This is a genomic window from bacterium (assembly GCA_019637795.1).
In the GTDB taxonomy this organism is placed as follows: Bacteria; Desulfobacterota; Binatia; order HRBIN30; family CADEER01; genus JAHBUY01.
In genome coordinates, this window is record JAHBUY010000005.1 from 592638 (window position 1) to 604780 (window position 12143).

Annotated in this window: 6 protein-coding genes and 1 tRNA gene; 3 read left to right on the forward strand and 4 right to left on the reverse strand. The window is 72.1% G+C overall.

All coding sequences use genetic code 11. The features are described 5' to 3' along the window. Positions 1-30: 30 nt before the first annotated feature. The 3 genes from KF840_19645 to KF840_19655 form a co-directional block, all read right to left on the reverse strand. Positions 31-2700, reverse strand: a complete 2670-nt coding sequence (locus KF840_19645) for a valine--tRNA ligase (protein MBX3027122.1) — start codon at positions 2698-2700, stop codon at positions 31-33. A 100-nt stretch (positions 2701-2800) separates the two neighbouring features. Continuing rightward, entirely contained in the window at positions 2801-3592 is a 792-nt protein-coding gene (locus KF840_19650; GenBank protein MBX3027123.1) for a glucose 1-dehydrogenase, read from the reverse strand. Next, positions 3589-4674 (reverse strand): dihydrodipicolinate reductase, encoded by a 1086-nt coding sequence (locus tag KF840_19655; GenBank protein ID MBX3027124.1) that lies wholly within the window; start codon positions 4672-4674, stop codon positions 3589-3591. The genes KF840_19650 and KF840_19655 overlap by 4 nt, the downstream gene beginning before the upstream one ends. 157 nt (positions 4675-4831) lie before the next feature. Here KF840_19655 and KF840_19660 point away from each other — a divergent pair, with 157 nt between their 5' ends. Both KF840_19660 and KF840_19665 read left to right on the forward strand, forming a co-directional pair. Then, complete coding sequence (locus tag KF840_19660) at positions 4832-9262, forward strand: hypothetical protein (protein MBX3027125.1); 4431 nt, start codon at positions 4832-4834, stop codon at positions 9260-9262. A 141-nt stretch (positions 9263-9403) separates the two neighbouring features. After that, a complete protein-coding gene (locus KF840_19665) occupies positions 9404-9862 on the forward strand; it encodes a hypothetical protein (protein ID MBX3027126.1) in 459 nt (152 codons plus the stop codon). 45 nt (positions 9863-9907) lie between these two features. Here the strand turns inward: KF840_19665 and KF840_19670 are convergent, their stop codons facing one another. Then, positions 9908-11779, reverse strand: coding sequence for a right-handed parallel beta-helix repeat-containing protein (locus tag KF840_19670; GenBank protein MBX3027127.1), 1872 nt, complete (start codon positions 11777-11779; stop codon positions 9908-9910). Positions 11780-11923: 144 nt separating this feature from the next. On the opposite strand from KF840_19670, the gene KF840_19675 reads away from it, so the two are divergent. Then, positions 11924-12007 (forward strand) — tRNA-Leu (locus tag KF840_19675). The last annotated feature ends 136 nt before the right edge of the window (positions 12008-12143 follow it).

Consider the following 12143-nt stretch of genomic DNA (forward strand, 5'->3'; position numbering starts at 1 on the left):
CGTCTCCGCGTCTCGGCGCCTCTGCGGTGGTCACGCCGACCGTAGCACCGCGAGGTGTTTCTCCAAGGTCGCGCGCCGCTCGCGCAGACCGGCGGCCTTGACGCGCTCCTTCTCCACGACATCGGCCGGCGCCTTGTCGACGAAATCCGGGCGCGACAACTTCGCCTCGGCGCCCTGCAGCTCCTTCGCGACCTTGCCGAGGTCCTTCTCCAGCCGCTCGCGCACGGCCGCGGCGTCGACCGCGCCGCGCAGCGGCACGAACAGCTCGCCGAGGCCGGCGACGTGCGCCGACGGCTCGCCGCTCGGCCGCTCGCTGCCCAGCAGCTCGACGTCGCTGACCTTGGCCAGCGTCTTGATGAAGCCCTCGATGGCGCGCACCCGCTCGCCCTGGCCGTCGGCGGCGATGCGCACCGTCACCGGCGTGCCCGGCGCGATGCCGAGCTCGGAGCGGATGTTGCGCACCGCGGTGACGGCGGCGATCAGCTCGTCGACGCGCGCCTCGGTCTCGGCGTCGCGCAGCGCGTCGACGGCGGTCGGGTACGGCGCGATGACGATCGACGGCGCCGGCCGCCGGATCGGCAGCGCCTGCCAGATCTCTTCGGTGATGAACGGCATGAACGGGTGCAGCAGCCGCATCGTCTGATCGAGCACCGTCACCAGCGTGCGCCGGACCGCCTGCTTCGCCGCCTCGTCGGCGCCGTACAGCGCCGGCTTCGACAGCTCGAGGTACCAATCGCAGACCTCGCCCCAGAGGAAGCGATAGAGCGTCGTCGCCGCGTCGTTGAAGCGGTACGCGGTCAGCGCCGTCCGCGTGTCGTCGATCGCCCCCTGCAGGCGCGACAGGATCCAGCGATCCGCCAGGGAGGGCGCCGCATCGGCGGTGCCCGCGGCCTCGGACCCCCACGGGTCGACCGTCCCCTCGCCGAGATTCATCAGGGCGAAGCGCGCCGCGTTCCAGATCTTGTTGGCGAAGTTGCGCCCGAACTCCGTCTTGTCGACGTCGAAGCGGACGTCCTGGCCGACCGGCGCGATGGAGATGACGGTGAAGCGCAGCGCGTCGGCGCCGTACTGGTCGATGACGTCCAGCGGGTCGGGCGAGTTGCCGAGCGACTTCGACATCTTCCGGCCCTGGCCGTCGCGGACGATGCTGTTGAGGTAGACATCGCGGAACGGGCACTGGCCGGTGAGCTCGTAGCCCGCCATCACCATGCGGGCGACCCAGAAGAAGATGATGTCGGCGGCGGTGACCAGCGCGTCGGTGGGATAGAACCGGCGCAGGGTCGCGGTGTCGTCCGGCCAGCCCATGGTGGAGAAGGGCCACAGCCAGGAGCTGAACCAGGTGTCGAGCACGTCGGGGTCCTGGCGCAGCGCGGTCGATCCGCAGGTCGGACATTGGGTCGGATCGGTGCGCCCGGCCGTCTCGTGGCCGTTGTCGCAGTACCAGACCGGGATGCGGTGCCCCCACCAGAGCTGGCGGCTGATGCACCAGTCGCGGATGTTCTCCAGCCAGTGGGTGTAGACGCCGGTCCAGCGGTCGGGGATCAGGCGCAGCGAGCCGTCGCGGATCGCCTGCAGCGCCGGCGCCGCCAGCGGCGCCATCTTCACGAACCACTGCAGCGACAGGGCGGGCTCGACGACGGTGTCGCAGCGGTAGCAGCGGCGGATCGGCACCCGGTAGGGCTCGGTTTTCACCAGCAGGCCCTCGGCGTCGAGATCGGCGACGATGCGCTGGCGCGCCGCGAAGCGATCGAGCCCGGCGTACGGCCCGCCGTTGTCGGTGATCACCCCCTGCGAGTCCATGATCACCAGCGGCGCGAGGCCGTGGCGCTGGCCCATCTCGAAGTCGTTGGCGTCGTGCGCCGGGGTCACCTTCACGGCGCCGCTGCCGAAGGTCTGGTCGACCAGCGGGTCGGCGACCACCGGGATCGGTCGCTGCATCAACGGCAGGATGACGTCGCGCCCGAGCAGGTGCCGGTAGCGCTCGTCGTCGGGGTTGACGGCGATGCCGGTGTCGCCGAGCATCGTCTCCGGCCGCGTCGTCGCCACCACCAGGCCCGCGCCGCCGTCCGCCGCGGGGTAGCGGATGTGCCACAGCGAGCCGGCCTCGCCGCCCTCGGTGGTCACCGCTTCCTCGTCGGCGAGCGCGGTGTGGCAGCGCACGCACCAGTGGATGATGCGCTGGCCGCGGTAGACGAGGCCCTTCTCGTAGAGGCGGACGAACACCTCGCGCACCGCCTGCGACAGGCCCTCGTCCATGGTGAAGCGCTCGCGCGCCCAGTCGCACGAGGCGCCGAGGCGCTGGAGCTGGCGCAGGATGACGCCGCCCTTCTCCTCCTTCCAGGCCCAGACGCGGCGCACGAACTCCTCGCGGCCGAGGTCGTGGCGGGTGATGCCCTGCTTCGCCAGCTCCTTCTCGACGACGTTCTGGGTGGCGATGCCGGCGTGGTCGGTGCCGGGCATCCACAGGGTCGCCCGGCCGTCCATGCGATGGAAGCGGGCCAGGATGTCCTGCAGGGTGTTGTTGAGAATGTGCCCCATGTGGAGCACGCCGGTGACGTTGGGCGGCGGGATCACCACCGAGAAGCGCGGCCCGTTGCCGTGCTCGTCGGCGTGGAAGTAGCCGCCGCGCAGCCAGGCGTCGTACCAGCGCTGTTCGGTGACGGACGGATCGTAGGTCTTCGCCAGCTCGGCCATGGGCAGATAGCCGTTGTCGCCCATCGGCCGCACGGCTTCAAGCCGGCTCCACCGCCGTGCAACCGCGCGCCCGCGCGTGCGGGCGGCATCCGCCGCCGCCGCTGGGTCAGAGCTTCACGACCGGGAGGGTGATGGCGGGCGACTCGGTGCCGCCGTCGACCTGGAAGACCTTGCCGGTCACCCACCCGCCGGCCGGCGAGGCGAGATAGAGGGCGCAGGCGGCGATGTCCTCGACGGTCCCGGGGCGGCCCATCGGGGTGTTGGCCTCGAACTGGGCGCGCAGCGCGTCGTTGGTCAGCACCACCTGCAGCGAGTCGGTGGCGATGCCGCCGACCGAGATGGCGTTGACCCGCACCTTGGGTGCCACCTCGACGGCGAGGTTGCGGGTCATCATGTTGAGCGCCGCCTTCGCCGCGCCGTAGGCGACGAAGCTCGGCATCACCATGTCGCTCGAGCGCGAGGAGATGTTGACGATGGCGCCGCCGCCGGCGGTGTCGACCATCGCGCGCACCGCCATCTTCGACAGCAGGAAGGCGCTGGTGACGTTGAAGCGCAGCGCCTCCTCGAAGAAGCGCTCGCTGGTGTCGAGCGCGGCGCGCGGCATGGTGCCGCCGGCGTTGTTCACCAGCACGTCGATGCGGCCGAATTCGGCGCGGGTCGCGGCGACCAGCGCCTCGAGCTGCGCGGTCTCCATGACGTCGGTGCGCACCGCCAGGGCGCGGCGGCCCCGCGCGCGGACCTCGTCGGCGACGGCGTCGATGTCGGCCTGGGTGCGCGCCGCGCACACCACGTCGGCGCCGGCCTCGGCGAAGGCGAGCGCGATGCCGCGGCCGATGCCCTTGCCGGCGCCGGTGACGATCGCCACCCGATCGGTGAGTCGGAAGCGATCGAGGATCATGCCGCGCCTCGCGCGGCGGCGCGGCGCAGCACCTCGGGCGCCGCCCGGCCGCTGACCAGCGGCAGGTCGAGATAGGAGCGGATGCCGGGCGCGGCGCGGCAGACGTAGGGGATCGCGTTGACGCAGTGCATCGCCGTCGCGACGATGCCGCGGTTGCGCCGCAGCCCCTCGGCGATCGAGTCCGGGTGCAGGCCGTGGAAGCTGACCCGCACCGGCGGATCGCCCCGCACCTCGATCTCGAAGCGCTCGCCCTCGGGACCGAAGGTCCACGCCGGATCGAGGTGCGTCTGGCCCATGAACCAGTTGGTGCGCACGGTCATGAAGGGCACGCCGCCGACCGTCCCCTCCCAGGTGAAGCGCTGCGCCGCCACCCGGCCGGGCGGAATCGGGCCGATCGGCGACTCGATCGGCCGGGTCGCGACCGCGATCTCGTGCCGCGTCGTCTTGCGCTCGTCGAGCGCCACGCCGAGCGCGGCGGCGACCATGTCGATCGACTGGAAGAACCCGTTGGCGAGGAACGACACCATCGGGCTCTGCGCCGCCTCCTCCGGCGTCTTGCCGAACAGCATGATGTCGGCGATCACCCCCGGCGCGTCGTAGGTGCGGATGTCGGAGAACTCCTCGGCGCGCACGTGCGTCACGCTGCCCGACAGCGCCGACACCATCAGCGGAAAGCGCTCGGTGATGCCGCCGGGGTGGATGCCGGTGCCGTGCAGCGTGCTGCCGCCGAGGTGGCACGCCGCCTCCAGCGCCGCGACGTCGGCGGCGCGCCAGGGGAAGAACCAGCCGAGCGGCGTGACCACGTTCCTGCCGGCACGCAGCAGCCGCTCGACCAGCGCCGGGTCGGCGAGGATCGGGCTGTACAGGATGCAATCGGCGTCGAGCGCCAGCAGCGCGTCGACGTCCTGCGTCGCCGCGACGCCGAGCGGCGCGATGCCGGCGAGCTCGCCGGCGTCGCGCCCGGCCTTGTTCCGGCTGTGCACCCAGCAGCCGACCAGCTCGAGCTCGGGATGGTCGACGATCCCCTGGATGGCGGCGCGTCCGACGCCGCCGGTCGCCCATTGAATGACGCGGTACCTCACGCGCGAGCCCTCCCACCCTGCACCTGGATGGCGGACTGTCTAGCGGCGTGCGCGCGCGGCGCGCAAACCGGCGCGCGCCGGCGCCACGAAGCAGCGGAAAACGCTTGTCACGTTCCATCGCTGCGCGCTAATTTGGCGCCATCGCCAGGAGCGCCCGATGCCAGCAGACAGCGCCGGTCCCGCACCGCCGGGACGTCCCGGCCGACTCGTGCGGCGGCGCATCGGCCGGTGGGTGTTGCTGGTCGTGATCAGCGCGCCGCTGCGGGCGGCGGCGCTGCTCGAGTGCAGCGGCGATTGCGCCGGCGCCGGGCGGGTCACCGCCGCCGATCTGGTGTTGCTGTCCCTGATCGCGGGCGGCGAGCGCGAGAGTCTCGAGTGCCCGGCCGGCGACGCGAGCGGCGACGGCCGCATCACCGCCGACGAGATCGAGCGCGCGGCGCGCAACATCTTCGCCTGCCAGGAACCGGCGGCCTATGAGGCGCTGGCCGGGAGCGCCTATCAGCTCGTCTTCCCACCGCGGCTCGTCGGCACCGGGCAGGCGGCGGCCGTGCTGTCGGGGCTCGAGCAGGCCGGCGCGATCGACGACGAGGCGGCGCTGCGGGCGCTGCTGACGGGCCTGCTGCTCGACGCCGGGGTCGATAGCGCGCGCCTCGCCCAGACATCGATCTTCGCGCAGCGGCAGGAGGACGATTGCGACGTCTGTCGCGCCACCTGCACCGGCACCTGCGTGCAGAGCCCGCGCGGCGACTGCTTCTGCTACGAGCGCCTGCCCACCGATCCGCCGAGCCGAGTCGGCATCGCCATCCTGTTGCTGCAAAACGCCAGCGACGAGGCGGCAGCCTTCGACGCGCTGCGCATTCCCTGCACCAACGTGTTGCTGCCGGGCGGCGTGCACGACAACTTCTCCACCGGCAACGGCAGCGAGCCGACCACCCTCAGCCCGGGCCTCGCGACGCTCATCCAGGGCACCGGCCACGCGCCGCTGCTCTTCGATGAGAGCACGATCGATCGCGTCTTCGGCCAGAGCTTCACGCTGCCGCCGGGCAAATGCCTGAGCGCCGCCACGCTGCTCTTCCGCGCCCGACCGGTCTCGGGCAATCCCGCGCCGGGCTCGCGCAACGACGTCATCCGCGTCGGCTTCCTGAACGCCAGCGGCCAGTTCGTCGGCGCCCAGTGGGGCGCCTACTTCGGCAGCGGCAACAGCGGCGTGAAGCTGCTGAGCCAGCAGTGGACGCCGTCGAACTTCCCCTCCCCCGGCGTGGCCTTCGCGCTCGACCTCGCCAACCTGCCGGGTGGCACCAACCTGCTGCCCGGCCTGCAGGCCAACGGCGCCCTCGACGTGTACGTGCAGGACGACTCGAGCATCGACTACCTCGATCTCCTCGTCCGCCTCTGCAACTGCCCGACCCCGGCGCCGACCCCCTCGGCGACTCCCACCCCGACCCCCAGCCCACCCCCCGGCACGTGCGGCATCGCCGTGTGCAAGCAGACGAACCCCGGCGGCGGGACCGGCTTCAACTTCAGCTCCGGCTACAACGGTCTGCAGGGGATCGTCGTCGACGACGGCATGTGCGTCACCCGGCCGCTCGGCTGCGGCCTCATCTACGAGGTGTACGAGGTCGCCAAGCCCGGTTCGACGCTGACCAACATCGCCTGCCAGTTCAGCTCCGGCGGCGGCACCTTCACCATCGTCGGCGCCACGGTCAATCCGACCAACGGCTTCGAGCCCGGCGACAACCAGGTGTACCTGACCCTCAACCCGGGCACCCTCCTGCAGTGCCTGTTCACCAACCTCCTGGCCCCGACCGCGACCGCCACGCGCAGCGCGACGCCGACGATCACCGCCACCCGCTCCGCGACGGCCACCGCCAGCCGCACGGCGACGGCGACGGTCACCGCCACCGCCGCCCCGACGAGCACCCACACCGCCGTGCCGACGCCGACGATCACGCGCACCGCCACCGCCACCGCGGTGCCGCCAACCGCGACGGCGACCGCCACGGTCACCAACCTGCCGCCAACCGCGACGGCGACCGCCACGGCCACCGCGCCGGTGACGCCCACCTGCGTGGCGCCGCCGGCCAACCTGGTGGCGTGGTGGCCGCTCGACGAGCCGCCGGGTTCCACCACCGTCTTCGACATCGGCCTCGCCCCGGCCAACAACGGCGTTCCCAAGCCGGGACCGATCCAGCCCTTCCCGCCGAGCGGTCCCGGACCGTCCAGCGTCGCCGGCAATCTCCTCACCACGCCGCCCGACCTCGCCTTCTACCACTACACCCAGAACACCTACGTCGAGGTGGCGCCCAGCCCCGATCTCGACCTCGCCAATGCCACCCTCACCATCGACGCCTGGGTGAAGCCGCTGCCGGGGCCGTGGTCCGCGGCGCGCAACGATCTGCACGTCTACCCGGTCGTCGACAAGCTCGACCTCGCCGGCAACAGCGGCTACGCGTTCTACGTCGAGGTGCGCAGCACCTGTCCGACCTGCCCGCCGTTGCCGCAGCAGCCGCCGCCGAACGGCGCTGCCGCCATGACCGAGATGCGCCTCGTCTTCGCGCTCGGCACGGGCTCGGGTCTGACGGTCTACACCAGCGCGCCGTTCTACAGCGGCGCCGGCACGATCTTCCCACCGCCCACCCCGGCGTCGCTGCTGACGCCGCCGCCGCCGAGCTGGACCCACGTCACGGTGAGCGTCGATCGCGCCCAGAACCTCGGCCGCTTCTTCGTCAACGGCAGCCACCTCGTCGGCAGCGACTTCACCGCCGCCGCCGGCGTCGACAACGGCGCGCCCCTCTGGCTCGGCGGCACCCGCCTGTACGGCACGGCGTACGCGCCCAACTTCGACGAGTTCACGCTCAACGAGATCGAGGTCTTCAACGCCGTGCTGTCGCCGGCGGACATCCAGGACATCGCCACCGCGAACGGCGGCAAGTGCAAGCCGACGGCGACGCCGACCGCGTCGCGAACGGCGACCCGCACCCCGACCGCCACCGCCTCGGCCTCGGCCACTCGCACCCCCACGGCCAGCGCCACCGCCACCGCGCTCGTCACGGCGACGGCGACGCGACCGCCGAGCCCGACCGCGACCGGCACGCGCACGTCCACGGTCACGCGCACCGTGACCGCGAGCCAGACGGCGACGCGCAGCGCCACCGCGACGCCGACGCGCACGCCGCCCTGCATCTCCCCGCCGGCCGACATGATCGCCTGGTGGACCGCCGACAACACCACCGCCGACCTGTCCGGCAACGGCTACACCGGCAGCTTCTTCCAGCCGCCCGGCGCGTACACGCAGGGCAAGGTCGGAGCCGCGTTCGCCATCCCCGGCATCCCCGACTTCGTCCAGGCAAGCCCGAGCCTCAACTTCCCCGGCAACTTCTCGCTCGACGCCTGGATACAGACCACCAATTCCGCCCAGGCGCCGATCATCGACAAGCGCCTGAACGCCGGCAACAATCCGGTCGGCTACTACCTGTTCGTCTTCGGCGGCACCCTGGCCTTCGAGCTCGGCGACGGCCAGCCGCAGCTCTGGCACGTCTCGCCCGGCCCGGTCATCAGCGACGGCGCGTGGCATCACGTCGCGGCAACGATCGACCGCGGATCGACGACCGGCGGCCGCCTCTACGTCGACGGCGCGCTGGTCCACACCTTCGATCCGACGACGCGGCCCGGCAGCACCGCCAACGGCTTCTTCCTGCGCATCGGCCAACAGTGGGTCAGCGCCATCGCCTTCCAGGGCGCGATCGACGAGGTGGAGCTCTTCGACCGCGCCATCTCCGCCGCCGAGGTGCAGGCGATCTATCAGGCCGGCAGCGGCGGCAAGTGCAAGACCCCGCTGCCGACGCGCACCCGCACGCCGACGATCACCGCCACCGCCACCGCCAGCGGCACGGCGACCGCGACCAGGACGGCGACGAACACGGCGCTCCCCACCGCCACGGCGCCGAACACCCCGACCGCCTCCCCGACCCGCACCGCCACCCGCACCGCCACCGTCACGGCGACGCCGAGTCGGACCCCGACCCGCACGCCGACCGCCACGGCGACCGCCACGCCCATCGCCACGGCGACCCGCACCGTGACCAACACGCCGCCCGCGACGGCGACCCGCACCGCGACCGCCACCGCCACGCCGACGCGCACCGCCACCCGCACCGCGACCGTCACCGCGACGTCCGCTCCGTGCTTCGCCGAGCTGTGCGTGACGAAGTTCAACGACCTGAACGGCAACGGCCTGCACGATCCGGGCGAGCCGGGCCTCGCCGGCTGGACGATCACCGTGGTCGCCGCCAACGCGAACCCGGTGATGATCACCACCGGCGCGCAGGGCACGACCTGCACCGGCGTGCCCGCGCCGGCGATCTACACCGCATCGGAAGTGGCGCAGGGCGGCTGGACCCAGACCTTCCCCGGCCCGCCGGGAACCCACGTGTTCGGCATCGAGTGCATGCAGTTGCTCGACATCGAATTCGGCAACACGCAGAACAACCCGCCGACGCCGACCCGTACGCCGACCCGGTCAGCAACCGCCACGTCCACCGCCACGCGCACGGCGACCCGCACCTCGAACATCCCGCCGGCGGACTGACCGCCCCGTCGTGGTGGCCGCGGCGCGGCGCGCTCTTTGGCGGCCACCGCTGTGGACTGGCGCCCGGGGCGGCGCCGAGCCTGCCGCGCCCCGCCCCGAACCTGCTGTTCCCGGCGATGCGCGCGTAGTAGGACCTGCGCCATGCCCGGCCGATCACTCACCCCGCCTCTGGTGCGCGACGCGCTCCGCGCCGGCACGATCGCCGGGATCGCCATGATCCCGTTCGCCGCCGTCTTCCGGGCCGCGGACCTGCGCGTCAACGAATACGGCCGCAAGACCCTCGCCCTGCTGGTCGGAGACGTGCCGCCGCCGGCGCACCACCTCCTCACGTTCGTGCAGCACCTGGTGATCAGTTGGACCGCCGCCGTGCCGCTGCTGCTCATCCTGCGCGGCGTCGCCGACCGGCGGCGTCGGGTGCTCGTCGGCCTCGCCTACGGCGCGGCCTTCTACGTCGCCGTCAACTCGCTCGCCCTGCCTTTCGCCTTCGGCGACCCGACGCCCTGGCAGCTCGGCCTCGCCACCATCGTCCCCAGCCTGACGATCCACCTCGTGTACGGTGGCGTCCTCGGCTGGATGGCAGGGCCGCCGCGGCCGGCGTGATCCGCGGCCGGCGCCGAGCTCAGCGCCGGCCGGGGCGGTGCGAGGTCAGCGGCAGCGGACGCTGCGGCCGTCGGCGGTGCAGGTGGGAGACGCGGTGCCGCACTGGCCGGTCTCGGCCGTCGGCGGATCGAGCACGACGGTGCCGGTGAGAGTCAGCGGCGGCGTGACGGCGTAGGCGCCGCGCCGGCCCTTGATGCGCACGTCGATCAGCCCCGGCTGGCGGCTGGAGAGATCCTTGATCACCGCGCTAGTGATGCCGCTGATCGGCGCGCTGCGCCGATCGACGTAGCGCCAGCGTTTGCCGGTCGCCGAGGTACGCCAGCCGACCTTGGTCGCCCGATCGTAGGCGCCGCCGGGCAGCACGGCGTCGACGACCCTGGCGCCGGCGCCATTGCTGAGGACGATGCCGATGCCGAAGGTCGGCGGATCGAGGGGCGGGCTGAAGGGGTGGGCGAGGAGCATGCGGCCGTTGAAGGCCAGCGCATCGTCGCCGCCGGGGGTGTCGAGACCGGCGATGCGGATCGCGGCGGCGGTCATCGCCGTGGCGCTGGTGCACGCCAGCGGACACGCCGGCAGCGGCCCTGGCGTGGGCAGCGGCGGCGGCGGATCGACCGGCGCCTCGGGAGCGACGACGAACGCCAGGGTCATGACGAACGGGCCGCGCGCCGGCGCCAGGCCCTCGCACAGCCCGGCCGGCCGGCCGAGGCTGCGGTTGCCGGTGAAGGTCGTGTTGGCGTGGCCGTGCACCCAGCGGTAGGGGTTCGGGTTGGCCGGGATGGTGGCGGCGTTGCCGGAGACGATCGTGCCGCTGACCGGCTGGCCGAGCGCCGCGGTGCGCACCGGCGTGCCGATGACGATCGCCTGCTGCGCGCCGTCGCCGGTGAACTGGTTGTCGAGGATCTGGGTGTCGTCGTCCTCGACGCGGATGCCGTAGACGACGTTCTGGAAGACGTTGTCGCGGATGACGTTGGCGTCGGCGTAGTCGAGCGCGTAGCCGGGCGTGTACTTCGGGTCGCTGCAGTCCATCGGCGCGATGTTCTCGCCCATGCGCGCGGCGACCCAGATGCCGGTGGTGCCGCCGCCGAAGGTGTTGCGCGCGATGGTGTTGCCGTCGGCGCCGTAGCGGCGCTCGAACCAGCGCTGCGGCCGCAGGTTCACGTACTCGCCGCAGTTCTTGTAGAGGAAGATGGCGCCGAAGGCGTTGCCGGAGAAGCGGTTGTCGACCACCGTGTTGAAGCGCGAGCCGTCGATCGACAGGCCCTCGCGGCCGGTGCCGTAGTACCAGAGGCCGCTGCCGCCCCCCTGGTCGAACGGCTGCCAGAACGGACCGTTCTCGCCGAAGCCGTTGCCCACGATGTCGTTGTCCTCGACGACGTTGTCCTTCGACCCGTGCTCCAGGTAGATGCCCGAGCTGCCCGAGCCCTCGACGCGCAGCCGGCGGATGGTGACGCCGGTGACGTAGCCGTCGACGAAGATGCCGACGCCGCGCGAATTCAGCAGCGTGCTGTCCTCGATGGTGATGTTGGAAAAGGCGTGGTCGTACTCGGCGCCCGGCGCCAGATCGCGGAAGCCGTCGCGGGTGATGCGGATGTTGTTGAGGAAGCCCTCGATCTGGCAGTTGCGGACGGTGACGTTGGACAGCGCCGTGTCGGTCGGCGCCGAGATCTCGATGCCGCGTTGCCGATCGGGGCCGTACAGGCGGGCCCCCTGGCAGTCGAGGGTGACGTCGGAGGCGAGGATCCGCACCCCGCGCGTCCAGGTGCAGGACGGATCGAGGTGCGAGCTCACCGTGACGTCGACCCGCTCGTTCGCGTGGCTGCAATCGATCAGTTGCGACCCCGGGTCCGGCGTCGCCCAGGCCGGCGCCACGAGCGCCAGCGCGACCAGCCCCCCCATCCCGAACGAGAACGCGCGCATCCCCTGCCGCTAGGGGGGCGGCGCGAGTGAGTCAAGCCGTAACGAGCCAAACCGCCGCCACCCGCGCCTCATCGGCGCCGTCGCCGACCTCGTCTTGACGCCCGCCAGCCCCGCCGCTATTTCCGTCACCTCCGACGCGCCCACGCGAAAGTGGCGGAATTGGCAGACGCGCAGGATTCAGGATCCTGTGGGGTAACACCCGTGGGGGTTCAAGTCCCCCCTTTCGCATCTCTCTTCGTCAGCAAGATCAGCATCCTGCGAATCGTCGTCTTGCTGGGGGGGCCAAACGGGGGGCCAAACCGCCCACTGAACGCGCGATCTTCCGGAACTGGCTCGCGCCTTCGAGACGCAACCACCTCCCCAG